Here is a 24,987-nt window from a genome sequence, read left to right as displayed (position 1 = left end):
CCAGATCATCGCGCGGTGGGCGCGGTACAGGAATCTCTATGCACATCGAACCAGAAGTCGTCACTGGCACCAAACTCTTCCTCAGTTATGCAACCGCCGCAGGTGCCTTTGGCCTTACGGCCAAACTTGCCCTCGACAGCCTACGCAGCAACGGCGGCACCGCCGCCCTGGTGCTGCGCAGCCTGTTGACCACCGCCCTGGTGCTCTGCTTCTTCGAGGTCTTTCCGCGCCATGCGGTCGGGGTTTCCGAGGTACACCTGATCCTCGGTTCTACCTTGCTGCTGCTGTTTGGCGCGGGTGCCACGGCTGTTGGTCTGGCCCTCGGCTTGCTACTGCAGGGGCTGCTATTCGCCCAGTTTGACCTGCCGCAGTACGGCATGAACGTCACCACGCTGCTGCTGCCGCTGTGGGCGATCAGTCTGCTGGCCAAGCGCCTTATCGCGCCGGGCACCGCTTATGTGGACCTCTCCTACAAGCAGGCGCTGGCGTTGTCGACCGCCTATCAGGGCGGCATCGTCACCTGGGTCGGCTTCTGGGCGTTCTACGGTCAGGGCTTTTCCGCTGAGAACCTGGCGGCCGTCGGCAGCTTCGGTCTGGCCTATATGAGCGTGATCCTGATCGAACCGCTGGTCGATCTGGGGGTGCTGGCCGCCGCCAAGGCGCTGTCCGCTTATAGCCGTGGGCCGCTGTTCAACGCGCGTCTGCACCAGCCGGCCTGATTGATCACTGGCGACGCTGCCAGATCAGCTTGCCGGTATTGCTTTCAGTGACCAGGTACTGGTCACTGAAGCGGTAGTAGGCGGCGGGCTGATAGTCGCTGCGGCCCTGCATCTGCACTTCCAGCAGGCCGTTGTGGCTCTGCCAGCGGCCGCTGTATTGCAGCTCGCCAGGGCTGTCGTAGTTCCAGTCGGCGCCACCGGCCACACTGCGCGTCCATTGCGCAACGCTGCCGTCATCATTCAGTTGCAGGATCATCTGGGTGGTCATGGCGGCGAAATTGGCGCCGCCGCTGTTGATCAGCTTCTCGTGCACCCAGGTGCCGACCAACGCCGGGTCGCGTGTGCTGCTGCTCGTACTGCTGCTTGGCGTGGTCGCGGCAGCGCCAAGCTTCTGCCGGTGGAACAGCGCCTTGCGTTCCAGGGTTGCCCCAGTCGTTGGGTTGCGCGCGGCGATATGGGTGTTGAGCACGCCGTTGGCGTAGGTGGCATTCATATTGGCGATCAGCTGTCCGGATTGCGCTTCGCTGATCTGCGCGCTAAGCAGCTGGCCGTCAAAGTTGCCGCTGATCTGCAGGCGCAATCTGCCACCCTCGACATATTCCCCGCTGACCTGCTGGCCCTGGCTGCGCAGGTACATTTCGGCTGGCTGGCCGTCCAGTGTGGTCAGGTAGTGGCCGTCCAGGGTGTCGGCCAGCAGAACACCGGGTAACAGGCACAGCACAAATGTGAGCAGGGTGCGCGGCATGGATTTTCCTTAGGCGGTGGGCTGCCTGAAGATTAGCAACGGATGCTTGACCTGGGGGCCGCCCCGCAGTTGCAGACTGGCGCTGCAGTTTAACTAGGAGCGTTGCCATGACCCGTGAACAAGCCTTCTATCAGGAATACCAACTGGCCCGTGCCCAGCGCGGCATCGATCCTGCCGCCGAACTGCGCCATCTGGAACGGGCGCATATTCTCGGCCAGCGTTATTTTCGCGAACACCTGCGCAGTCACCTGTGGCTGCTCGGCTGGGCCTGGCGCCAGCGTGACTGGGCCGAGGGCTGGGCGCAACTGCTGCGCATCCCCGGTAGCCTGGGCTCGCTGCTGGGGCTGTTTCCCCTGGGTAATCCGGGCTCGCGGCGGGTCGGCGCGCTGACGCCGCAGGCGCTGCCTGAGGATCTCAAGGCGCTGCTCAAGTAGCCTGCGCCGGCAACGTCGCGCTATCCCAAGCGCGGCGGATCAGGGCAAGATAGAGCCATTGAGATCAGCTAGGAAGGTGCCCTGTGAACCCTTGTTCCGATGACTTTATTGTCGCCAACACCGCAGAAGATGCGGTGGACCGTCTGGCCGCCTTGCACCTGCAGGCGACCACCGCCCTCAGCCAGGCGCTCAAGCGTTACCTGAAAGAGCGCATCAAGCCGGACGCCGCCCAGCAGTGCCAGTTCCGCTACCCCGAATTGCGGTTGATCTACCTGTGTCAGGGCGAAGTGCCAACCACCGTGCGCGCCTATGCCAAGGTGCAGGTGCCGGGCACCTACAGCATCACCGTGACGCACCCTGCGGCGTTCCGCAAATACCTGCTGGAGCAGCTGCGCCCGCTGATGAGTGACTTCACCGTGCGCGTGGAAGTGGGCCTTAGCCAGCAGAATATTCCTTATCCCTACGTGGTCGAGCAGGGCGATGAGCTGGCCGGTTCCGGGGTGACCGCCGCCGAGCTGGCGCGGGTGTTCCCCAGCACCGACCTGTCGGCCGCCACCGACGGCACCGCCGATGGCCTGTATGACTGGGAAAACACCGACCCACTGCCGCTGGCGCTGTTCGACGCGGCAAGGGTGGACTTCTCCCTGCGTCGTTTGGTGCATTACACCGGCAGCGACTGGCGGCATGTGCAGCCGTGGATTCTGCTGACCAACTACCACCGCTACGTCGACCAGTTTATCCGTCATGGCCTGGACATGCTGGTGGGCGAGTCGCGCTTTACCCGCATGGTCATGCCCGGCAACGTGGTGATCAGTCGGGGCATGGCCGAAGGCGAGATGCAGGCGATTATCGAGAGCGTGGTTTGGCACCGCTACCAGATGCCGGCCTACCACCTGCAAGCCGCCGATGGCGACGGCATTACCCTGGTGAATATCGGCGTCGGCCCATCCAATGCCAAGAACATCACCGACCACCTGGCGGTGCTGCGCCCGCACTGCTGGCTGATGATCGGCCACTGCGGCGGGCTGCGTCAGTCGCAGACCATTGGCGACTATGTGCTGGCCCACGCCTATATGCGCCGCGACGGCATTCTCGACCGCGTGTTGCCGCCGCATATCCCGCTGCCGGCCCTGGCCGAAGTGCAGCAGGCGTTGCAGGAAGCGGCCAAGCAGGTCACCGGCGAGCAGGGCGACGAGCTGAAAAAACGCCTGCGCACCGGCACCGTGCTGACCTACGACGACCGCAACTGGGAGCTGCGCTGGGCCCAGGAGCGGCCGCTGATCAACCTGTCCCGCGCGGTGGCGGTGGATATGGAAAGCGGCACCATCGCCGCCCAGGGCTATCGCCTGCGGGTGCCCTACGGCACCCTGCTGTGTGTATCCGACAAGCCGCTGCACAGCGAGATCAAACTGCCCGGCGCGGCCGGTGCCTTCTACGAGCGCGCGGTGACCCAGCATTTACACATCGGCATCACCGCGCTCGATCTGCTGCGTAACCAGCTCAACTCGCTGCATTCGCGCAAGCTGCGCAGCTTCGATGAGCCGCCGTTCCGCTGATACTGCGTTCGGTATAGGCAGCCCGACACGGGAGGTGGTCGGGCGTGGGGGCGCGTTGGGCGTCAGTGTGTCCGGGCGACGGCAAAGCGGCTGAGCTCGACCAGGGCGTCGCGGTACTCGCTGGGCGGCAGGGCTTCCAGGCAGTCGATGGCGCGTTCGGCGTAGTCGCGAGCCTTTTGTGCGGTGTAGTCCAGCGCGCCGGCAGCTTCCACGGCGTTGCGGATGCTTTCCAGGTCCTCGATGCCGCCTTTCTGGATCGCCTGGCGTACCAGTGCGGCTTGCTCGGGCGTGCCTTCGCGCATGGTGTAGATCAGCGGTAGGGTTGGTTTGCCTTCGGCCAGATCGTCACCGACGTTCTTGCCCAGGGTGCTGGCGTCGCCTTTGTAGTCGAGCAGGTCGTCGACCAGTTGAAAGGCCACGCCCAGGTGGTCGCCAAAGGTGCGCAGGGCTTCGGTCTGTTCGGCGTTGGCGCCGGCCAGTGCGGCGGCGCTGTGGGTCGAGGCCTCGAAGAGCATCGCGGTCTTGCCGCGGATGACTTCCATATAGGTTTCTTCGCTGGTGCTGGCGTCGCGGATTTTCGACAGCTGCAGCACTTCGCCTTCGGCGATCACCCGGGTGGCCTTGGAGAGAATCTTCATCACCGGCATGGAGCCGAGCTCGACCATCATTTCGAACGAGCGTGAATAAAGGAAGTCGCCGACCAGCACGCTCGGTGCGTTGCCCCACTGGGCGTTGGCGGTGCTGCGGCCGCGGCGCATGTCGGACATGTCGACCACGTCGTCGTGCAAAAGGGTCGCGGTGTGCAGAAACTCGATGGTCGCGGCCAGCAGGCGCAGCTGGTCGCCTTGCAGGCCCAGGGCCTTGCCGCTGAGCAAGACCAGCAGCGGGCGCAGGCGTTTGCCGCCTGCGGAGATAATATAGTCGCCGATCTTCTCGACCAGCGGCACACGCGATACCACCTGCTTGCGGATGATGCCGTCGACGGCGGTAAAGTCATCCGCCACCACGCGGTAAAAGGCCTGGGGTTGCATCGCTGGTACCTGTGAATCATGGGATGCGCGGCAGGTTAGGGTCTGTGCCCGTTTCAGCGCAAGCCGCGTTGCTGCGTAAAATCCCGCAGGGCAGGGCCCGTTTTGCCGCGAATGCTGCGTTTCTCAACGCTCATTTGGAACGACCACAAAAACGCAGGGAGCGTTTTGGCGCGTCAGCCCCGAAGGGGTGAAGCGCATGGATGTGCTGAGCAAACCTCGCGTCTCGTGCCTTGCCTCGCGGTAAAGCGGGCTCCGGCGCGGTCGTGCTGCAACGGGAACAGACCCTGTTGGGCAGGGTAGGGGCTGTCAAGGCAAGCGCTCGGCGCACTTGCATGGTGCTGATGGCTTGCGTACAATCGCGCACCCTGAACTTCCCCCTGGGTATTTCCCTGCCTTACGCAATTGCAAGGGTGTCCTTAAAGGCCCCAAGCAGCCATGCCAGCCGACACTTATTCCTATAAAGCGCTGGGTGAGCAGGATTAACGGAGATTTACCATGTACGCAGTAATTGTTACTGGTGGCAAGCAATACAAAGTCACCGAAGGCGAATTCCTCAAGGTCGAAAAAATCGAGCTGGCCACTGGCGAAGCTGTGACTTTCGACCGTGTTCTGCTGATCGGCAATGGCGACGACGTGCAAATCGGCGCGCCGGTTGTTGAAGGTGCCAAGGTTGTCGCTGAAGTGATCGCTCAAGGTCGTCACGACAAGGTCACCATCATCAAGTTCCGTCGTCGTAAGCACCACATGAAGCGCCAGGGCCACCGTCAGTGGTACACCGAGATCAAAATCACCGGTATTCAGGCTTAATTCGTTAAGCGCTGAGCCCTTTATAGGAGTATTGAACTCATGGCACACAAAAAAGCTGGCGGTAGTACCCGCAACGGTCGCGACTCAGAAGCTAAACGCCTTGGCGTGAAGATGTATGGCGGCCAGAAAATCATTCCTGGCAACATCATCGTGCGTCAGCGCGGTACCCAGTTCCACGCCGGTTACGGCGTTGGCATGGGTAAAGATCACACCCTCTTCGCGAAAATCGAAGGCGTGATCAAGTTTGAAGTAAAAGGCGCGTTCAACCGCCGTTACGTGAGCGTCGTTGCGGCTTAATTGCGCGACTGCTGGGAAAGCCCCGTCCTTGCGACGGGGCTTTTTTATTGGTCTGCCATCCATGGCGGTCACCCCCGCGGGCCTTGATACGCGATGTTAGAAAACGCTCCAGGCGTTTTTGGGGTTTATGTATTCTTGGGGTTCTTGCCAAACTGTCCTGCGCCAAACTGTCCTGTATGTTGGCGTTCGATTTGAATGCAGGTCAATTTTGCAAGAACCTAGTGTTTCTCGGTTTAGATGACCCGCGTGATTGCGGGAGGCGTAAAAATGAAATTCGTCGATGAAGTATCGATTTTTGTGAAGGCCGGTGACGGCGGTAACGGCATGATGGCTTTTCGTCGTGAAAAGTTTATCGAGAAGGGCGGCCCCAACGGTGGTGATGGTGGTGATGGCGGCTCGGTGTATATCGAGGCAGTCGAGAACTTCAATACTCTGGTGGACTACCGCTATACACGTCGCTTCCAGGCGCAGAATGGTGAAAAGGGTGGCAGCACCGACTGTACCGGTGCCAAGGGTGAGGACCTGATCCTGCCGGTGCCGATTGGTACCACGGTGATCGATGCCGGTACCCAGGAGGTGATTGGTGATCTGGTCCGTGCCGGCCAGCGGCTGATGGTGGCGCAGGGCGGTTGGCACGGTTTGGGTAATACCCGCTTCAAGTCCAGCACCAACCGTGCGCCGCGGCAGACCACGCCGGGCAAGCCGGGCGAGTCGCGCGATCTCAAGCTGGAATTGAAGGTGTTGGCCGACGTCGGCCTGCTCGGCTTGCCGAATGCCGGCAAGAGCACCTTTATCCGTTCGGTATCGGCCGCCAAGCCGAAAGTCGCCGACTACCCCTTCACCACCCTGGTGCCAAACCTGGGCGTGGTCAGTGTCGATCGTTACAAGAGTTTCGTGATCGCCGATATTCCGGGGTTGATCGAGGGTGCTTCTCATGGTGCCGGCCTGGGGATTCGCTTCCTCAAGCACTTGTCGCGTACCCGTCTGCTGCTGCACCTGGTTGATATGGCGCCGTTGGATCTGACCGATCCGGCCGAGTCAGCCGCTACCATTATCGATGAGCTGACCAAGTTCAGTCCGTCGCTGGCCGAGCGCGAGCGCTGGCTGGTGCTGAACAAGGCGGATCAGATTCTCGATGAAGAGCAGGAAGCGCGGATCGCTGAAATCGTTGCGCGGATCGAATGGGCTGGGCCGGTGTATGTGATTTCTGCCCTGGCACGCCAGGGTACCGAGAAGCTCTGTTATGACATCATGGACTTTCTTGAGGCGCGCGCTGAGCGCATTCAGGAAAACCCAGAGTACGCCGCCGAGCTGGCCGAGCTGGATACCCGTATCGAAGACGAAGCGCGCGCTCAGCTGCAGGCGCTGGACGACAAGCGGGCGCTGCGTCGTTCCGGGGTCAAGGCGGTCGGTGATGTCGATGAAGACGACAGCTTCTGGGATGAAGAAGACGAAGAGGATGGCCCGGAAATCATTTACGTCCGGGATTAAGCAACTACAAAACGCCGCTTAATTGCGGCGTTTTTGTAATCACAGGTCGCGACTAAGGTTGGAAGATCATGCGTGACAAGGTAACCGGTGCGCAGCGCTGGGTAGTGAAGATTGGTAGTGCGTTGCTGACCGCCGATGGGCGTGGTCTGGATCGCGCGGCCATGGCGGTGTGGGTCAAGCAGATGGTCGCGCTGCGTGAGCAGGGCGTCGAGCTGGTGCTGGTGTCCTCCGGGGCGGTGGCGGCGGGCATGAGCAAGCTGGGTTGGAGCGCACGACCGAGCGCCATGCATGAGCTGCAGGCGGCTGCGGCGATTGGCCAGATGGTGCTGATTCAGGCGTGGGAGTCGAGCTTTGCCGAGCATGGCCGGCGCACCGCGCAGATTCTGCTGACCCATGACGATCTGTCCGATCGCAAGCGCTACCTGAATGCGCGCAGCACGCTGCGCACCCTGGTGGATCTAGATGTGGTGCCGGTGATCAATGAAAACGACACAGTGGTCACCGACGAAATCCGCTTCGGTGACAACGACACCCTGGCGGCGCTGGTAGCCAACCTGGTCGAGGCCGATCTGCTGGTGATCCTCACCGATCGCGACGGCATGTATAACGCCGACCCGCGGCATAACCCCGATGCCGAGCTGATTTTCGAGGCGCGCGCCGATGACCCGGCGCTGGATGCTGTCGCCGGCGGTGTGGGTGGCGCCCTGGGGCGTGGCGGCATGCAGACCAAGCTGCGCGCGGCGCGTCTGGCGGCACGTTCCGGCGCCCATACGGTGATTGTCGGTGGGGCGATCGAGCAGGTACTGGCGCGGCTCAAGGCCGGCGAGCGCCTGGGTACGCTGCTGGCGCCTGAGCGCGGCATGTTGGCGGCGCGCAAGCAGTGGCTGGCCGGGCATCTGCAGACGCGCGGCACGCTGGTGCTCGACGAGGGCGCGGTCAAGGCGCTGGGCACCGGCACCAAGAGCTTGCTGCCGGTTGGCGTCAAGGCGGTGCAGGGTAGCTTCCGGCGTGGCGAGATGGTCGTGTGCGTCGGTGCGGATGGGCGTGAAATAGCGCGCGGCCTGGCCAACTACAGTGCGCTTGAGGCGCAGAAAATCATCGGGCAACCATCCGATGCGATAGAAAAGCTGCTGGGTTACGTCGACGAGCCGGAGTTGGTGCACCGAGATAATTTGATCCTGGTCTGAGGAGGGGCGTATGCGAGTGCTAAAGGGATTGTTGGGCGCGCTGGTGGCGTTGCCGCTGCTTGCGGCGGCCGAGCAGATTGGCGAGGTGTCGACGGTGTTCAAGATTATGGGGCCGAACGACAAGATCGTCGTCGAGGCCTTTGATGACCCCAAGGTGGCAGGGGTGACCTGCTACCTGTCGCGGGCCAAGACCGGTGGCGTCAAGGGCGGCCTGGGGTTGGCCGAGGATCGCGCCGAGGCCTCGATTGCCTGTCGCCAGGTTGGCCCAATCAGCTTTCTGGAGCCGCTCAAGGACGGCGAAGAGGTCTTTCGTGAGCGCACCTCACTGGTGTTCAAGACCATGCAGGTGGTGCGGTTCTTCGATAAGCAGCGCAATACCCTGGTTTATCTGGTCTACAGCGACCGGGTCATCGAGGGCAGTCCGCAAAATGCGGTAACCGCCATTCCGATTCTGCCCTGGCCGCAAAAGCCCTGAACCCAGCAGCCCGGTAGAAGCCCTAATGCTGTTCACTTAGACGGAGCGACATTGCGGCTAACTATCTGGCGGGGCTTCGCCGCGGGTACGAGAGGTGGGATGGCGGATAACCCATCAGCCCCCCAACCTGTCCAAGCGCAAAAAAACTCTGTCCCAAGGCTGTGTTGCAGGTCGCTTTTTTCGGTTAGCGGCGGTTATGGGGACGCCATGCACTTCGAGCGCGCGTTGCGCCACACCGGGCTATCTGTTCGAGCTCCGGTGCGACTGCCAAACACCGCCCTGTCGAGCACATTCATCCGCCGCTTCGGTCGCTGTGGGCTGACCAGGGCGGCGTGTCTGGCGATATTCGCTAGGCGTGCAGCCACAGGACTGCTTGAACGCGCGGGCGAAATAGGACGGGTCCTTGAAACCGACTTCGTAGCCGATGCTGGTGATGGGCATCTGACTGTTGTCGAGCAACTCCTTGGCGAAGTCCATGCGCTTGCTCAAAACGTAATCCATAAAGCCGATGCCAACCACCTCCTTGAACAAGCGACTGAAACGGAAGGGCGTCATGCCGCAGCGCTGCGCCAGCGTCTTTTGGTCGACGCTCTCGCAAAAATGCTGGTCGATATGGCACAGCACCTTGCTCAATACCTGATGTTTCTGGTGCTCGGCGGTCAGCCGGATGCTCTCCGGGATGCTCGGGCAGCGCTCCACCAGCGGCTTCTCGGCATGGCCACGGGCATTGCGGCGCAACGCGCACAACTGCTGCAGGGCGTGCAGATAACGGCCTTGCTCGAATGTTGTGAGCGGCAGCACCACATATTCCCAAACCCGCGAGCGCATGGCCCACACGGCTAACTCTTCCGAGTGTTGCACGGTAAACATGGTGATGGGGATCGAGGGTACGGTGCGTTTGACTGCCAATAAAAGATTGAGGCCGAGTGCATCGGGCCGATCAAAGTGCATGCAAATCATGTCCGGCTGTTCATGCGCCCGTTCGGGCAGCGCCGTGCTTTTCGCCAGCCGACAATCACAGGTCGTGCGGAACTGGTTGATCAGCTCTTCAACCGAGCGGTCATGCGTAAGGTCAAGCCATAGTAAAAATGGCTTTGTGGCCAAGTTAGACTTCATACGCTTAGCCCTATTCCTCAGTTCTGCTCCCCCGTCTAGGAGTATTGTCACTGTGCCACTACTGCACAGATCGAATCAGAATAAGAGGCAAGTAAGTTAGTGATTTCCACTCTAGGTTATCGCGCGAACTTAGTGCCACAAGGGCTGCTTGTATGTGTCAGGCACCTGGGCGAGCTACCGCTGGTCGCTTGTCAAGCCGGTGGAGGACTTTCAGCCCGTCAGTCCTGTTGCTGAGGGTTCCGCTAGCTGCTCCGTGTTGATGGCTGTTGTGCTGCCTGCACGGTCCCTGCAAAAAAGTCCTAGCGATTCGCAAAAATCTCCTAACCCCTCCTTGCCCGCCTGACTAGGGTTCAAACAGGCGGCGCAGGCAGTGCTGCCGCTCTTCTGGAATAACAACTGTCGAGTGAGGTGGGCGAAATGACTTTTCAAGCAATTAAGACTTCGGTGATGAAGTTCGTTAAGGACGAGGATGGGTTGACCGTCGTGGAGTATGCCGTAGCTGGCGGGCTTGTTTCATTGCTAGTGGTAGGTGCTTTTATTGCTCTTGGGCAGGACGTGGCAGGTGTTATTAACGGTTTAACTACTGCGATTCCGGGTGGCAATCCTTGAACATTGATAATGACTTTCTGCTTTGAGCTTATGAGCATATACGGAGGTGTCTCAAATGAATTATTTACTGAGCGCCTCCGTGCTTATTTTGCTTGGGATTGCGGTGCTCACGGATGTCAGTTCTCACCGCATCTCCAACACGCTTATTCTGCTGGGTCTGGTTTGCTCGTTGGTGTTGCAAGTTGTCTTCTATCAGGTCGATGGAATATTTGCCTGGGCTGGTGGCTTGGCGGTTGGGCTGCTGTGTTTTCTGCCGCTGTATATGTTTGGCGGCATGGCGGCAGGCGACGTCAAGTTAGTGGCCATGGTGGGAAGTTTTCTCGGTCCTGTAAGCGTTTTCTGGGCGGCGGCTGTTAGTTTGATGGCGGGCGGTGTGCTGGGTTTTTTGATGCTGCTCTACAAAAAACAGGTGGGCCGCTTTATTCAAAGGTATTGGACGATGACAAGTTTGCGCACCTATATCCAGCCGGAAGTTGATGATGTCGCCCGGCAACCCTTCCCCTACGCCATCGCGATCCTGCTCGGTACCTTGGCCAGCATCTTCTGGCAACCCTTCGGCCAGTAGCTCGGGAGGCTAACCATGTACGCCATCAGCGACAGCGACGCCTACCCCAGCGAACGCGAAGCGGTGCAGCGGCTGGCCCCGCAGCCCCGCAACATTCGCGAAACCGGCCTGGCCGACAACTTTCTCGGTGATCTGCTGTGCAAGCACCTGCACGATGCCGGGGTGCTGGGCATGCCGCAGCTGGTGGAGCGCCTGGCGCTGACCGGTACGGTGCTGGAAGAGATACTGGCGTTCCTGCGCAAGGATGGCCGGGTCGAGGTACTCGGTCAGACGGGCGGCCAGGCCGCTGGCCAGGGGCTGCGTTATGGCCTGACCGAGCGCGGCCGCAGCGCCGCCCGCGATGCCCTGGCCCGCAGCGGCTATATCGGCGCGGCGCCCTATCCGGTGAGCAGCTACCGCTCGCTGCTCAAGGTGCAGACCATCCACCACGGGCGCATCACTGCGCGCGACATGCATGCGGCCTTCAGCCAAGTGGTGCTGTCGGAGGCCATGCTCGAGCAACTCGGTGTGGCCATGAATTCCGGGCGCGCGATCATGATCTACGGGCCGGCGGGTACGGGTAAAACCTATATCAGCAGCCGCCTGATCCGCCTGTTCGACGAGGCCATCTGGGTGCCTTACGCCATCGCCATCAACGAGTCGGTGATCGAGATCTACGACCCCCAGGTGCATCAACGCCTGGATGACAGCGTGCAGCAGAACAGCCTGATGCTTAACGAGGGCATCGACCGTCGCCTGCTGTGCTGCAAGCGCCCGGTGGTGATTACCGGCGGCGAGCTGAGCATGGAGCAACTGGATATCCGCTACGACCCCTACAGCCGTCAGTACCAGGCGCCGCTGCAGCTCAAGGCCAGCAACGGTCTGTTTATCATCGACGACATGGGCCGCCAGCGCATGGCCCCGGCCGAGTTGCTCAACCGCTGGATCGTGCCGATGGAGGAAAAGCGCGACTTCCTCAACCTCGGTGGTGGGCGCCACTGCGAGCTGCCGTTCGATCTGATTCTGGTGTTTTCCACCAACCTCAACCCGCTGGAGCTGGCCGACGAGGCCTTCCTGCGGCGCATCGGCTACAAGCTGCACTTCAACTACCTCAAGCCCCAGGAGTATGAGCGCATCTGGCACCAGGAATGCGAACGCCAGGGCCTCGCCTACGACCCGCAGCTACTGCACTACCTGTTGCAAGGGTTGTACGAGACCGAGGGCATGCCGCTGGTGCCCTGTCACCCGCGCGACCTGCTGGGCATGGCACTGGATCGCCAGCGCTACCTCAATGGCGCCGGGCCGCTGGCCCCGCGCGAGCTGGAGTGGGCCTGGCGCAATTACTTCGTCCAGCTCGATTTTCTTGGATAAGGAGATACAGACATGAGCGCGCGTACTCTCACCCTGGTGGCTTTTTCCCTGATCCTCGGTCTGGGCGCCGCCTGGATGGCCAACAACTGGCTCAGCGCCCGGCTCAATGCCAGCACCGACGACAACCTGCAGAACGTGGTGGTGGCTAACGTGGAGATTCCCTTCGGGCAGATGGTCGAGGCCCAGCACGTCACGGTGGTGCGCATGCCCAAGGGTACCGCGCCGGATGATGCCTTCGATGCCAGCGACAAGGTAGTCGGCAAAATCGCCACCTTCACCATGCTACGCGGCGACATCCTGCGCGGTGCGCGCCTGGCCGAACACCTTGGTGGCAGCACCCTGGCCTCGCTGATCGAGGCGAATAAACGTGCGGTGTCGGTGCGAGTCGACGATGTGGTGGGCGTTGGCGGCTTTCTGCTGCCGGGCAACCGGGTCGATGTGCTGGCGACCAAGAAAGCGGGCAACAACAACGAGGCCGAATCGAAGACCATCCTCGAAGACCTGCGGGTTCTCGCCGTCGACCAGACCGCCAGCACCGACAAGACTCAGCCGGTAGTGGTGCGTGCGGTGACCCTGGAGATGAGCAGCGAAGAGGCCGAGGTGCTGGTCAAGGCGCAAACCGAAGGCAAGCTGCAACTGGCGTTGCGCAACCCGCTGAACAACCAGAAAAAGCCAGAGGCGGTCAGCAAACCGGCGGCCGTGGCCGAGGCCCCGGCACCGGTCGCAGCCGTCGCTCCAGCTCCCGCCAAACCCGTGGTGCGTCGAAGCGGCGGCACAGGGGTTGGTGTGACGATTATTCGTGGTACTGAGGTCGAGGCGACAAAGGTGCAGTTGTAGGTCGTCGCCTTATTTACCGCCCCATGCCCTGTACGCGGGGCGGCGGGTGGCAACGCAACGGCAGTGGCTTATGCACTGCCTATTGCACGCAGGCAAGGCGACATAACTAACAAGGAGTAGGGCATGCAGATCATCCAAAGACTCAGGTCATTCGCGCTCTTCGGACTGAGTGCCTGGTTGCTGTTGAGCATCGCGACTCAGGTGGGGCACGCATCGCCGGCAGTTGCCGCAATGCCGGCGGCCAATACCAGTAATATCCAGGTGCCGATCTATAAGTCACGGGTGCTGACCACCCGCGCGCCGGTGAAGAAGGTCTCGGTGGGTAACCCGCAGATTGCTGACATTCTGATCACCAGCCCAACCCAGCTCTATCTGCTCGGGCGCGCCCTGGGCAGCACCAACGTGCTGCTGTGGGATGGCGGCAACCGGCTGATCGACAGCCTCGATCTTGAGGTCGTGCATGACCTCGGCGGACTCAAGGACAAGCTGCACCAGTTGATGCCCAACGAGCGCATCGAGGTGTTCAGCGCCCAGGGTGCATTAGTGTTGCGCGGTCAGGTGAGCAGCGCCGGCGCCATGGATACCGCGATCAAGTTGGCCAAGAACTATACCGCGCAGAGCGCCAGCGTGGTGCAAGGCGAGGGTGAGGCCGCGGAGTCGACACCAACCCAGTCGCTGGAGGTGATCAACCTGCTTACCGTCGGCGGCAGCCAGCAGGTGATGCTGGAGGTCAAGGTGGCGGAGATGCAGCGCGATTTGGTCAAGCGCCTGGGTGTGCGTTTCCTGGCTATCGGAACCGGAGGTAACTGGCAATTTGGCGGGTTCAATAACAGTGACTCACTGGTTGAAAATTTGCTCAGTCCCAGTACCGGCTTTCTAGCCCAGTTTGCCTCCGAGAGCTTTCTTTTCGATGCCGTTCTGGAAGCGTCCAAGGACAACGGTTCGGCCAAAATACTGGCGGAACCGACCCTGACTACCCTAAGCGGGCAGCAGGCCGAGTTCATCTCTGGCGGCGAATTTCCCATCCCGGTATCCGACGACGATGGCATCACCATCGAGTTCAAGGAATTCGGCGTGGGGGTGAAATTCCTCCCGGTGGTGCTCGACTCGGAGCGTATCAATCTCAATTTGAATGTTTCGGTCAGTGAACTGGTAGCGGCCAACAGCCTGATAGTGGAGGCTGACTCAACCAGCGGATCTTCCTCATTACTGGTGCCGGCGCTAACCAAACGCAGCGCCCTGTCTACCGTCGAGTTGGGCAATGGTCAGACCATCGCCATCGCCGGCTTGATCAGTGAGAACACCCGCGATTCTGTCAGCCGCTTCCCTGGGCTGGGCGATATTCCGGTGCTCGGTCATCTGTTCCGCAGCCAGGAGTTCGTCAATGGCGAGACCGAGCTGGTGATCCTGGTGACACCGCATCTGGCCAAGCCCATAGATGCCGCGAGCGTGCGCCTGCCCACCGAGAAGTTCGTTGAACCGAGCGATCTGGACTTCTACCTGCTTGGCAAGACCAAGGGGCGCCAACCGGGACGGCAGGTGCCGGTCAGCCTTGGGGTCAGTGAGGGCAGCTTTGGCCATGACATCGACTAGTCGCAGGTAGGCGCCAGCTTGTGAACCACAGGGATGTGGGAAATGCAGTCAGGCGTAGGGAACGGCTGCTGCCTGGCGATGGCCGGGCAGCCTAGTAGGGCAGAGCCTGCCGGGCAGGCCGCAGGATTTCCAACGATTGGAGGCAGCAACCATGAAGACCATGATTCCCCTGTACCTGCTGGCGTTCGCCTTGACCGGCTGCATGACCTATGACGAGGGGCGGGTTGGCCCACTGGGTTCCACCGTCTACGCCACCCACTATCAGCAAATTGCCGACAAGCCCAAGGCCGCCAAGCCCGGTAGTGAAGTGTCCGCTACTGGCGTCGATGGCCCGTTGACGGAAAAGGTCATGGATGGCTATCGGGGCGTGACCGGCGATGCAGCCCAGGTCGCTCAGCCGATCCAGATCAATATCGATAACTGAGGGCTGGATGATGAAACCCCGTATGCAACGGCCATTCAACCCGCTGCCAAAACATCAGCGGGGTGCGGTGATCGTATTGGTTGTGATCGCATTGGTGGCCATGTTGCTGATGGCCGCTCTGGCACTGGACGGCGGACATATGCTGGTGAACAAGACGCGCCTGCAGAATGCGGTGGATGCGGCAGCGTTGAGCGGGGCCAAGACCCTGCAGCAGGTCATGGGCTCGGGCAACTCCGCCACCCAGACGCAGACCGCCGCGCTGAATACCCTGCGCCTGAATGCCGATGCCGATGGTAATGCTGAACTGGCCAGCGCCGTTAACGCTGCGGGCGGCGTCGGCGCTTTCGCAGTAGTTGAGTTGGCCAGCAGCGTCGAAGGGCCGTTCGCTTTTCCAGGGCCGGTGGATGCCCGCTTTGTACGGGTAACGGTGGCGAATTACTCCTTGAGCCGGTTCTTCTGGGACTTTGCCCAGGTGTTCGGCAACAGCAACCTTGGCGACAAGGCGGTGGCGGCCATCGCCACCGCCGGGCCGAGTCCGACCGCACCCTGCCAGCTCGCGCCATTGATGGTCTGTGGTGACCCCGACCAGTACGATCCGGCCACCGGCATGTTCTGGGGCTACCAGTTCGGCGACCTGGAGGTGCTGAAGAGCGCCGCCGGCAACGAGCCGGCAATCGGCCCCGGCAATTTCCAGCTGATCCGCCTGGGCGATAACACCGGCGCTGACGATATTCGCGATGCCCTGTGCCAGGGCATCGAGCAGTGCCTGACCACCGGCGAGCCGGTGGAGACCGAGCCGGGCAACAGCGTGGGGCCGGTGGCCCAGGGCCTTAATACCCGCTTCGGCGTGTACAACGGGCCGGTCAGCGCCGAAGCCTGTCCGCCGGACCTGGTGACTACTTTCAGCACGCCGCGGATGACCTATAACGAGCCTAATGTGGTGCACCAGAGCCAACTGGTGCAGTCCAGTGGCGGCGACCTGTACACCGCCAGCACCGCGCTGCTCGACTACAACGACTGGGTGACGAGCGTCGCCACTTGCCCCGGCGGCGCCGACTGCCAGGCCAATGGGGTCGCCGAGCGGCGTGTGTTGAAGATAGTGGTGGGCGACTGCGACGGTGCCTCCGGCGGGCAGACCTCGGTGCCGGTGTTGGGCTATGGCTGTTTCTTCCTGGTGCAGACCGTCAGCCAGCAGGGTAACCAGGCGCAGATTTTCGGCCAGTTCGTCACCGACTGCGCAGGCGACAGCGTGCCGGGCCCGGTGGTGGATGACGTGGGACCGCAGATTATCCAGCTGTACAAGACCTATCTTGATCCGACAACGCCGAGCCCCGATTCCTAGGCGGGGTCGTCTGGTGATGGGTTTGAGTAGCCCGGATGAAATCCGGGGAAGACGCAAGCCTCGTGCGGTTACGGTCCCGGATTGCATCCGGGCTACGGGGTAGGCCCAGTTACTGGGAGGTGTTCCATGCACGGTCATTTATTCAGGCTCGGTCAGGCTCAACGTGGTGTGGCGATGGTCGAGTTCGCCATCGCCCTGCCGCTGTTGCTGCTGTTGCTGCTGGCCATCGGCGAGTTTGGCCGCATGCTCTACCAGTACAACAGCCTGTTGCAGGCCAGCCGTGACGCCGGTCGCTACGTCGCCGGGCAGGCCTGGAACGACACCCTTGGGGTCGACTTGAACGGCGATCTGCAGAGCAAGACCAAAAACGTTGCTGTTTACGGCCTGCCGGCCAATCCGGGCGGCTACCCACCGGTGGTACCGGGGCTGGCTAGTGATGACGTAACGGTCGACTTGGTGGGCGCCGAGCATGTGAGGGTTCGCATCAGCTATATGTTCCGCCCGGTGATCGGCGCCTCGTTGCCGACCTTTTTCGGCGATCCGATTCCTCTCAGCATCGCGCTGCAATCCACCGTGGTCATGAGGGTGCTGTGATGAGCAGAAAACGCATGCACGGGGTGTACGTGGTGGAGTTCGCCATTATCGGCCTGCTGTTGTTCACCCTGCTGTTCGGCGTGCTGGAAATGGGTCGGCTGTATTTCACCGTGGGTACCTTGAACGAAGTGGTGCGGCGCGGGGCACGTCTGGCGGCGGTATGCCAGATCAGCGATCCGGTGGTCTTGCGCCGGGCAATCTTCAATGCAGCAGATAACAGCGGTGCCAGCAGCTTGATCGGCAGCCTGGAAACCGCCGACCTGACCCTGACCTATCTGGACGAGAACGGTGCCGTGGTAACCAGCCCCAACGACCCCGCTAACTTGAGTTCGATCCATTTCGTGCAGCTCAGCATCGAGAATTTCCCCTTTACGCTACTTATTCCTGGGGTCGGCGGAGCAATTAGCCTGCCGGTATTTAGGGCGATCTTGCCACGTGAAAGCCTCGGCTCCGATGGCGAGGGTGGAGACACATTATGTTGAAGTCCAGTGAAGCCCCGACTGTATCCCGCGTGACCGCCAAGCACGGCTTGCAGCTATTGATCAGCAGCCGCGACGCGGCAGCTCTGAGTCATTTGCAGACCATCAGCCAGCGTCTTTCCAGCCTGCAGGTGAGCACACGGCTGGTGAGCAACGGCCACACCGACCCGCTGTATGGGCTGGAGCGGATGCCCGATTTTCTGTTGCTGCGGGTCAGCCATCTGTGGCGCGAGGAGCTGGCGGCCCTGTTGCAGCGTCCTGTTCATGAACGGCCGCCGTTGCTGATCTGCGGCCCGTTGGAGGAGCGCGATGGCATGCGTTTGGCGATGCAGGCCGGTGCCCGCGATTTTCTCCCGGAGCCGGTGGTGGCCGATGAGTTGCTAGCGGCCTTGGCGCGCATGATTCATGAGACCCAGGTCGGCCAGGCCGCAGGCGGCAAGCTGATTGCGGTGATCAATGCCAAGGGTGGTTCGGGCGCCACCCTGTTGGCCTGCAACCTGGCTCAGCAACTGAGTACCCGGGGTGGCAGCACCCTGTTGCTGGACCTGGACCTGCAGTTTGGTAGCGTCGCCCATTGCCTCGATGTGGTGCCGACACACAGTCATATGGAGGTGCTGCAACAGATCGAGGAAATGGACAGCGTTGCCTTGCGCGGCTTCTGCAGCCATTTCAGCCCGACCCTGCACGTGCTGGGCGGACGCTCCAGCGAGCTATGCCTGCCGCAGGATGTGCGCCTGGAGCAGTTGGAGGCGTTGTTGCGGCTGGCGCGCAGCACCTACGACTGGGTGGTGGTGGACCTGCCGCGGCAGATCGATCACCTCACCGGGATCACTCTGGAACAGGCCGATCGGATTTATATCCTGCTGCAACAGAGCCTCAGTCACCTGAAGGATGCCACCCGCCTGGTGCGCATCATGCGCGAGGAGCTGGGGGTGCAGGGCGAGCACCTGCAGATTGTGGTCAACCGCTATGACAAGGCCTCGCCGGTCAGTCTGCAGGATATTGCCGAGGCGCTGCGGTGCACGGACTTACAAAAGTTGCCCAACGACTATGCGGTGGTCAGCGAAAGCCAGAATACCGGGGTGCCACTGGAGCTGCATGCACCCAGAGCCCCGGTGAGTATTGGCATGCGTGAGTTGAGCCAGGCGTTGCTCGGTACCAAGTCAGTCGAGCAGAGCTTGCTGCAACGTACTTTTGGCCGATTGTTCAGGGGATAGAACATGCTCAGTGAATTTCGCAATCGTCTACGCCAGCAAGCCGCCAAGAGCATGCCGACAGGCGTGTTGGAGGATAGTGCTACGGATCAAGCGCGTGCCGACATGCCTATGGCCTGGGAGAGCAGTGCGCCAGATGCACTGTATGAAACCAAGTCACGCCTCAGCCCGATGGAGGCCGAGTGGCGGGAGAAGATTTACCAGCAGTTGCTCAAGGTCATGGACCTGTCGTTGCTTGACTCGCTCGAGCCGGACGAGGCGGGCCGGCAGATTCGTGAACTCAGCCAGCGTTTGCTGGACGAGTATTCGGCGCCGGTGAGTGCCAGCAGTCGCCAGTTGATCATCAAGCAAATCACTGACGAGGTGCTGGGGCTGGGGCCGCTGGAGCCGCTGCTGGCCGACCACAGCGTGTCGGATATCCTGGTCAACGGCCATGCCTCGGTGTATGTCGAGCGCCACGGTAAATTGCAGCGCACGGATGTGCGCTTTCGCGATGATCAACACCTGCTGAATATCATCGATCGGATTGTTTCCAATCTGGGCCGGCGTATCGACGAATCCTCGCCGCTGGTGGATGCGCGGCTGAAGGATGGGTCGCGGGTCAATGCAATCATCCCGCCGCTGGCCATTGACGGGCCGAGTATGTCGATTCGTCGTTTTGCCGTGGACCTGCTGAATACCGAGAGCCTGGTGCAGATGGGCACCCTCACCGCAGCCATTGCGTTGGTGCTCAAGGCGGTCGTGCGCGGCCGGCTAAACGTGCTGGTGTCCGGCGGCACCGGCACCGGCAAGACCACCATGCTTAACGTGTTGTCCAGTTTTATTCCGCACAACGAGCGGATCGTCACCATCGAGGATTCGGCCGAGTTGCAATTGCAGCAACCGCATGTGGTGCGCCTGGAAACTCGGCCGCCAAATATCGAAGGCCGTGGTGAGGTGAATCAGCGTGAGCTGGTACGCAACAGCCTGCGCATGCGCCCGGACCGCATCGTTATCGGCGAGGTGCGCGGTGCCGAGGCACTGGACATGTTGACGGCGATGAATACCGGCCACGATGGCTCGCTGACCACCATTCATGCCAATACCGCGCGCGACGCCTTGGGGCGGATCGAGAATATGGTGTCGATGACCGGTGCCACCTTTCCAATCAAGGCGCTGCGTCAGCAGATCGCCTCGGCCATCGACGTGGTGATCCAGTTGGAGCGCCAGGAGGATGGCAAGCGGCGTCTGGTCAGCGTGCAGGAGATCAACGGCATGGAGGGCGAGATCATCACCATGACCGAGATATTCGCCTTCGTGCGTCGTGGCATCGGCGAGCAGGGTGAGGTGCTCGGTGACTATCGCCCGACCGGCATGGTGCCGGCCTTCCGCGATGTGTTGGGCAAACGCGGTATCGAGTTGCCGCTGAATCTGTTCCGTCCAGAGTGGATGGAGGCTCAGTCATGAACCAGATTCCCAGCGAATTTATCCTGGCATTCCTCGGCATGGTGTTCGCCGCCGTATTCCTCCTCAGTCAGGGCCTGGTGGTACCGGTATTCGGCGAGGCGGGCCGGGTGCGCAAGCGCATCCGTGGGCGCTTGCAGGTGCTGGAACATGCCAGCAACCTGCCGAATATGCAGACGGTATTGCGCCAGAAGTACCTGCGCCGCCTGTCGCCGCTGGAGGCTTGGCTGGAGCAGATGCCGGCCATGGAGGCCATGGCGCAGATGATCGAGCAGGCCGGGCATCATTACCGGGCCTACCGGGTGCTGTTACTCGGCCTAATACTGGGCGTAGCGGCAGGCCTACTGCTGTGGCTGTTCACCCGACTGTGGTGGGTAACATTGCCAGGCGCATTGGCGGTGTGCTGGTTGCCGGTGCTGAAGATTGCCAGCGACCGCGGCAAGCGCTTCGCCCAGTTCGAGGAGGGCTTGCCGGACGCCCTGGACGCCATGTGCCGCGCCCTACGCGCCGGTCATCCATTTAACGAGACCCTGCAACTGGTGGCCGAGGAACATAAGGGGCCGGTGGCCCACGAATTTGGCCTGACCTTCGCTGATATCAACTACGGCAATGACGTACGCCGGGCCATGCTCGGCCTGCTCGAACGCATGCCGAGCATGACGGTGATGATGCTGGTGACCTCGGTGCTGATCCATCGCGATACTGGCGGCAACCTGACTGAGGTGCTGGAGCGCCTGAGCAGCCTGATTCGTGGGCGGTTCCGCTTTCAACGCAAGGTCAAGACCTTGTCGGCGGAGGGGCGCATGTCGGCCTGGGTGTTGGTGGCTGTGCCGTTCGTCCTGGCGGCGGCGATTGTCCTGTCGAGTCCGACCTATCTGCCCTTGCTGATCAAGGAGCCCTTGGGGCAGAAGCTGGTGATCTGGGCTTTTGTCGCCATGCTGATCGGAATTTTCTGGATTCGTAAAATCATCCGGATTCAGGTCTAGGCGCTGGTGTTGGCAGAGGAGGAGGTGGTTTTATGGATTATCTGTTGAGTCTGCTCAATCGCCTGGTGGGCAATGAGGAGCTGGCACGTCTGCTGTTTGTGGGTGCCATCGGCCTAAGCGCGGTGCTGATGATGATCACCCTGGCCATGCTGGCGCTGGGGCTGCGCGATCCTGTACGGCGGCGCCTGGCTTTGATCAAGCGTGGGCATGCTGGTTTGGCCGCCAGTCAGGAGGCACCGAGTAACCTGCAACTGATGCTGGAGCAGGTCGGTCAGCGCTTTTCGTCCGATGCACAGGGGCAGGACTCGGCTACCCGGACCCTGCTGACACACGCCGGTTATCGCTCGCCCGCCGCCGTACAAATCTACTGGGCGGTGCGCCTGCTGGCGCCGCTGGTGTTGGTTGGGCTTACCGTGCTGGCCTTGCCGCTGATTCCCAAGCTGTCCCTGCTCATAGGCATCGCCCTGGTGGTGGGGGCTGCCGCCGTGGGCTGGCTGGTGCCGGCCATTTATGTCGACAAGCGCAAGGCAGCGCGGATGACCCGGTTGCTGGTGGCTTTTCCCGATGCCCTGGACCTGATGGTGGTCTGTGTGGAGTCGGGGCTGGCCCTGCCCCAGGCCATTGAGCGGGTGGCCGACGAAATGGCGGTGAGTCAGCCAGAGCTGGCGCTGGAGCTGGCCTTGGTCAACTCGGAAATTCGTGCAGGTATTCCCAGCACCGAGGCGCTCAAGCACCTGGCCGAGCGTACGGGGCTGGAGGACATTCGCGGGTTGGTCAGCTTGCTGGCGCAGAGTATCCGCTTCGGTACCAGCGTGGCGGCCACTTTGCGTATCTACGCCGAAGAGTTCCGCGACCGGCGTACCCAGAAGGCCGAGGAGGCCGCAGCGAAAATCGGCACCAAGCTGGTGTTCCCACTAATCTTCTGTCTGTGGCCTAGCTTTTTCCTAGTGGCCATCGGTCCCGCCATCATTGGCGTGTTCAAAGTCTTTGGGAAACTATGAAATGAACAGGATCAGTCTGTTGTTGGTGATGGCGGCCACGGTGGCCACGCTGTCAGGGTGTCAGAGCATTGGGTCGGAGCCATTGAGCAACACGCGCTCAATCTATACCGGCGATAACTCGCTGCTCTATCAGGTTAAGAAGCAAGCCAGTTCGCCTGACCAGGCCATGCAGATCGCTGCCATGGCCTATCAGGCGGGCGATCTGGATCAGGCTCTGTACCAATACCTGCGAACCCTTGAGCTGGACCCGGAGCGGTACGCTGCATTGGTTTGGGTCGGTCGCATCCACCGTGAACGCGGTAACAGTCAGTTGGCGGAGATGGCCTTTGCCGACGTACTGAAAAATGACCCGGAGAATCTTTCGGCACTAACTGAAATGGGCTTGCTGCAGCTGGCTCTGCGCCGTCAGGAGCAGGCTACGGAAATCTTGACGTCGGCAGTGGCCATCGATCAGAAACGCTTGGGCGGGGGCGCGCTGCAGGTCGATAGTCAGTCACCGCTCAAACTCTACAACGGCATGGGCGTGCTGGCCGACCTGCGCAACGATTTCACCAGTGCCGCGCTCTACTACGGCTTGAGCCTGCGCATCGATCCTCATTCGGCGCTGACCCACAATAGCTTGGCGTATTCTCAGTATCTGGCCGGCGACTGGCCGAAGGCCGAGCGCCTGTATCGCCGCGGTATCGACTTGGCGCCAGACTATAAGCCTCTATGGCGCAACTATGGCCTGCTGCTTGCCAGGGGTGAGCGCTACGAGGAGGCGCTTTCTGCATTCGAACAGGTAGGCACCCGAGCCGAGGCCAGCAATGATGTGGGTTACGTATGCCTGATTGAGGGCAAACTGGATATCGCCGAGCAGTTCTTCCATAGCGCTATCGAACAGTCTCCCGCTCACTACGGCCTGGCATGGGATAACCTGCGTCGGGTCGAACAGATCCGCAAAATTCGCCTGCAGGGCGCAGGCACACCGCTCGTTGACGCTGTTGCTGGAGTCCCCAACGAACAATAGACGCTTCCCCTAGACAAGACAGGCTGATCAGAGAGATTGAACGCAGCCTGTTCGGCTTCGCTGCGCCCAGCGCTAACCTGCCGATTCAACATATAACGGATCCATAGCCAAAAAAGGCCGCTTGCCTGTAACAGGTAAGCGGCCTTTTTCTTATCAACATTGCGCTAGAAGGCGCGCCTTTCGTGGTGGCACAGAGGCTGTCCAGGAGCTGGCGAGCCAGTGTCCTGTCGGGCGCTGGTTAGTAACAGCCTCCGGCTGGCCAATCAGGCGAGGTGGCGGTGCGCATAAGCACTGCGCGCTTTACTCATCCTTCGGGCTGCGTTGAAGGGCATTAGCCGCAAGCAGCATTGCGCGCCTTCAACGCAGCAAGTCGTGGACCGATCTGTCAGTTGCCGTAAACCGGAAACTTCGCGCATACCGCTTTGACTTGCTCGCGCACGCGGGCTTCAACCGCTTCGTCACCCAGGTTGGCGAGGATTTCGCAGATCCAGCCAGCCAGTGCACGGCACTGGTCTTCCTTGAAGCCACGGGTGGTCACCGCAGGGGTGCCGATGCGCAGGCCGGAGGTGACGAAGGGTGAGCGCGGGTCGTTCGGCACGCTGTTCTTGTTCACGGTGATAAAGGCGCGACCCAGGGCGGCGTCGGCATCTTTACCGGTGATGTCCTGCTTGATCAGGCTGAGCAGGAACAGGTGGTTCTCGGTACCGCCGGACACTACGTCGTAGCCGTTTTCGATAAACACGCTGGCCATGGTCTGGGCGTTCTTGATCACTTGCTGCTGGTAGGCCTTGAACTCCGGCTGCAGGGCTTCCTTGAAGCACACGGCCTTGGCGGCGATCACATGCTCCAGCGGGCCACCTTGGCCGCCTGGGAATACCGCGGAGTTGAACTTCTTCTCCAGCGCTTCGTTGGCGCGGGCCAGGATCAGGCCGCCGCGCGGGCCGCGCAGGGTCTTGTGGGTGGTGGTAGTGACCACGTCGGCGAACGGCACCGGGTTCGGGTACACGCCAGCGGCAACCAGGCCGGCGACGTGAGCCATGTCGACGAACAGGTAGGCACCGACCTTGTCGGCGATGGCGCGGAAGCGTGGGAAGTCCAGCACCTGCGAGTAGGCGCTGAAACCGGCGATGATCATCTTCGGCTTGTGCTCGACCGCCAGGCGCTCGACTTCGTCGTAGTCGATCAGGCCGGCATCAGTGATGCCGTACTGCACCGCGTTGTACAGCTTGCCGGAGAAGCTGACGCTGGCGCCGTGGGTCAGGTGGCCGCCGTGGGCCAGGCTCATGCCCAGTACGGTGTCGCCGGCTTCCAGCAGGGCCATATACACGGCGCTGTTGGCCTGGCTGCCGGAGTGCGGCTGGACGTTGGCGTAGTCGGCGCCGAACAGCTGCTTGGCGCGGTCGATGGCCAGCTGCTCGACGATGTCGACGTATTCGCAACCGCCGTAGTAACGCTTGCCTGGATAGCCTTCGGCGTACTTGTTGGTCAGTACCGAACCCTGGGCTTCCATCACCGCTGGGCTGGTGTAGTTCTCCGAGGCGATCAGCTCGATGTGATGTTCCTGGCGCTGGGCTTCTTGCTCCATCGCGGCAAACAATTCGGCGTCATAACGGGCGATAGTCAAATCACGGCTGAACATAGCATTCCCCTGAGAAAATCAGCTGGGCGGTAGAAAGAGGGGGC

The 24,987-nt window shown here is 61.4% G+C and carries 26 protein-coding genes; 22 read left to right on the top strand and 4 right to left on the bottom strand.

The window, feature by feature from the left end; all coding sequences use genetic code 11:
* Positions 1 to 38: 38 nt before the first annotated feature.
* On the top strand, positions 39 to 719 hold the full coding sequence (locus WA145_RS18075; RefSeq protein WP_422582892.1) for an energy-coupling factor ABC transporter permease: 681 nt from the start codon (positions 39 to 41) through the stop codon (positions 717 to 719).
* A gap of 4 nt (positions 720 to 723) precedes the next feature.
* On the opposite strand, the gene WA145_RS18070 is transcribed toward WA145_RS18075, so the two are convergent.
* Positions 724 to 1,464, bottom strand: coding sequence for a hypothetical protein (locus tag WA145_RS18070; protein WP_422582891.1), 741 nt, complete (start codon positions 1,462 to 1,464; stop codon positions 724 to 726).
* A 107-nt stretch (positions 1,465 to 1,571) separates the two neighbouring features.
* Here WA145_RS18070 and WA145_RS18065 point away from each other — a divergent pair, with 107 nt between their 5' ends.
* Positions 1,572 to 1,898, top strand: a complete 327-nt coding sequence (locus WA145_RS18065) for a DUF3703 domain-containing protein (protein ID WP_422582890.1) — start codon at positions 1,572 to 1,574, stop codon at positions 1,896 to 1,898.
* A gap of 83 nt (positions 1,899 to 1,981) precedes the next feature.
* Positions 1,982 to 3,454 carry an AMP nucleosidase gene (amn, locus tag WA145_RS18060; RefSeq protein WP_422582889.1) on the top strand — a complete coding sequence of 491 codons (1,473 nt, stop codon included), beginning with the start codon at positions 1,982 to 1,984 and terminating at the stop codon, positions 3,452 to 3,454.
* Positions 3,455 to 3,516: 62 nt separating this feature from the next.
* Here amn and WA145_RS18055 read toward each other — a convergent pair whose 3' ends face one another.
* Entirely contained in the window at positions 3,517 to 4,485 is a 969-nt protein-coding gene (locus tag WA145_RS18055; RefSeq protein ID WP_422582888.1) for a polyprenyl synthetase family protein, read from the bottom strand.
* A gap of 495 nt (positions 4,486 to 4,980) precedes the next feature.
* Between WA145_RS18055 and rplU the strand changes: the two genes are divergently transcribed.
* The 5 genes from rplU (at position 4,981) to WA145_RS18030 (ending at position 8,742) form a co-directional block, all read left to right on the top strand.
* Complete coding sequence (gene rplU / locus WA145_RS18050; protein ID WP_339414415.1) at positions 4,981 to 5,292, top strand: 50S ribosomal protein L21; 312 nt, start codon at positions 4,981 to 4,983, stop codon at positions 5,290 to 5,292.
* 39 nt (positions 5,293 to 5,331) lie between these two features.
* Positions 5,332 to 5,589, top strand: coding sequence for a 50S ribosomal protein L27 (gene rpmA / locus WA145_RS18045; RefSeq protein WP_003176049.1), 258 nt, complete (start codon positions 5,332 to 5,334; stop codon positions 5,587 to 5,589).
* Between the two features lie 267 nt (positions 5,590 to 5,856).
* Entirely contained in the window at positions 5,857 to 7,080 is a 1,224-nt protein-coding gene (gene cgtA / locus WA145_RS18040) for an Obg family GTPase CgtA (protein ID WP_422582887.1), read from the top strand.
* 68 nt (positions 7,081 to 7,148) lie between these two features.
* Positions 7,149 to 8,267: a glutamate 5-kinase gene (gene proB, locus WA145_RS18035; protein WP_422582886.1), complete on the top strand. Its 1,119-nt coding sequence runs from the start codon at positions 7,149 to 7,151 to the stop codon at positions 8,265 to 8,267.
* 10 nt (positions 8,268 to 8,277) lie between these two features.
* The gene (locus WA145_RS18030; protein WP_422582885.1) at positions 8,278 to 8,742 is read left to right on the top strand and encodes a CreA family protein; all 465 of its coding nucleotides are present in this window, start codon (positions 8,278 to 8,280) and stop codon (positions 8,740 to 8,742) included.
* A 240-nt stretch (positions 8,743 to 8,982) separates the two neighbouring features.
* Here WA145_RS18030 and WA145_RS18025 read toward each other — a convergent pair whose 3' ends face one another.
* Positions 8,983 to 9,858: a helix-turn-helix domain-containing protein gene (locus WA145_RS18025; protein ID WP_422582902.1), complete on the bottom strand. Its 876-nt coding sequence runs from the start codon at positions 9,856 to 9,858 to the stop codon at positions 8,983 to 8,985.
* Between the two features lie 417 nt (positions 9,859 to 10,275).
* Here WA145_RS18025 and WA145_RS18020 point away from each other — a divergent pair, with 417 nt between their 5' ends.
* From WA145_RS18020 to WA145_RS17955, 14 genes are all read left to right on the top strand, one after another.
* Entirely contained in the window at positions 10,276 to 10,467 is a 192-nt protein-coding gene (locus WA145_RS18020) for a Flp family type IVb pilin (protein WP_422582884.1), read from the top strand.
* A gap of 55 nt (positions 10,468 to 10,522) precedes the next feature.
* The gene (locus tag WA145_RS18015; RefSeq protein WP_422582883.1) at positions 10,523 to 11,032 is read left to right on the top strand and encodes an A24 family peptidase; all 510 of its coding nucleotides are present in this window, start codon (positions 10,523 to 10,525) and stop codon (positions 11,030 to 11,032) included.
* A gap of 15 nt (positions 11,033 to 11,047) precedes the next feature.
* Positions 11,048 to 12,382, top strand: coding sequence for an AAA family ATPase (locus WA145_RS18010; protein ID WP_422582882.1), 1,335 nt, complete (start codon positions 11,048 to 11,050; stop codon positions 12,380 to 12,382).
* 12 nt (positions 12,383 to 12,394) lie between these two features.
* Positions 12,395 to 13,219, top strand: coding sequence for a Flp pilus assembly protein CpaB (cpaB, locus tag WA145_RS18005; protein WP_422582881.1), 825 nt, complete (start codon positions 12,395 to 12,397; stop codon positions 13,217 to 13,219).
* 231 nt (positions 13,220 to 13,450) lie between these two features.
* Complete coding sequence (locus WA145_RS18000) at positions 13,451 to 14,812, top strand: type II and III secretion system protein family protein (protein WP_422582880.1); 1,362 nt, start codon at positions 13,451 to 13,453, stop codon at positions 14,810 to 14,812.
* Positions 14,813 to 14,963: 151 nt separating this feature from the next.
* On the top strand, positions 14,964 to 15,236 hold the full coding sequence (locus tag WA145_RS17995) for a hypothetical protein (protein ID WP_422582879.1): 273 nt from the start codon (positions 14,964 to 14,966) through the stop codon (positions 15,234 to 15,236).
* A gap of 7 nt (positions 15,237 to 15,243) precedes the next feature.
* On the top strand, positions 15,244 to 16,578 hold the full coding sequence (locus WA145_RS17990; RefSeq protein ID WP_422582878.1) for a Tad domain-containing protein: 1,335 nt from the start codon (positions 15,244 to 15,246) through the stop codon (positions 16,576 to 16,578).
* A gap of 126 nt (positions 16,579 to 16,704) precedes the next feature.
* Positions 16,705 to 17,172 (top strand): TadE/TadG family type IV pilus assembly protein, encoded by a 468-nt coding sequence (locus tag WA145_RS17985; RefSeq protein WP_422582877.1) that lies wholly within the window; start codon positions 16,705 to 16,707, stop codon positions 17,170 to 17,172.
* Positions 17,172 to 17,654, top strand: coding sequence for a TadE/TadG family type IV pilus assembly protein (locus WA145_RS17980; RefSeq protein ID WP_422582876.1), 483 nt, complete (start codon positions 17,172 to 17,174; stop codon positions 17,652 to 17,654). The genes WA145_RS17985 and WA145_RS17980 overlap by 1 nt, the downstream gene beginning before the upstream one ends.
* A complete protein-coding gene (locus tag WA145_RS17975; RefSeq protein WP_422582875.1) occupies positions 17,648 to 18,868 on the top strand; it encodes an AAA family ATPase in 1,221 nt (406 codons plus the stop codon). The genes WA145_RS17980 and WA145_RS17975 overlap by 7 nt, the downstream gene beginning before the upstream one ends.
* 3 nt (positions 18,869 to 18,871) lie before the next feature.
* The gene (locus WA145_RS17970) at positions 18,872 to 20,311 is read left to right on the top strand and encodes a CpaF family protein (RefSeq protein WP_422582874.1); all 1,440 of its coding nucleotides are present in this window, start codon (positions 18,872 to 18,874) and stop codon (positions 20,309 to 20,311) included.
* On the top strand, positions 20,308 to 21,294 hold the full coding sequence (locus tag WA145_RS17965) for a type II secretion system F family protein (RefSeq protein WP_422582873.1): 987 nt from the start codon (positions 20,308 to 20,310) through the stop codon (positions 21,292 to 21,294). The genes WA145_RS17970 and WA145_RS17965 overlap by 4 nt, the downstream gene beginning before the upstream one ends.
* A gap of 32 nt (positions 21,295 to 21,326) precedes the next feature.
* The gene (locus tag WA145_RS17960) at positions 21,327 to 22,295 is read left to right on the top strand and encodes a type II secretion system F family protein (RefSeq protein WP_422582872.1); all 969 of its coding nucleotides are present in this window, start codon (positions 21,327 to 21,329) and stop codon (positions 22,293 to 22,295) included.
* Positions 22,296 to 22,323: 28 nt separating this feature from the next.
* Complete coding sequence (locus tag WA145_RS17955; RefSeq protein ID WP_422582901.1) at positions 22,324 to 23,304, top strand: tetratricopeptide repeat protein; 981 nt, start codon at positions 22,324 to 22,326, stop codon at positions 23,302 to 23,304.
* 385 nt (positions 23,305 to 23,689) lie between these two features.
* On the opposite strand, the gene glyA is transcribed toward WA145_RS17955, so the two are convergent.
* Positions 23,690 to 24,943, bottom strand: a complete 1,254-nt coding sequence (gene glyA, locus WA145_RS17950; protein ID WP_422582871.1) for a serine hydroxymethyltransferase — start codon at positions 24,941 to 24,943, stop codon at positions 23,690 to 23,692.
* Between the last annotated feature and the right edge of the window lie 44 nt (positions 24,944 to 24,987).

The sequence above is a fragment of the Pseudomonas sp. genome (assembly GCF_049301935.1).
Lineage (GTDB): Bacteria > Pseudomonadota > Gammaproteobacteria > Pseudomonadales > Pseudomonadaceae > Aquipseudomonas.
The sequence above is the reverse complement of the archived record's forward strand: the minus strand, read 5'-3'. Positions and strand labels throughout refer to the sequence as shown.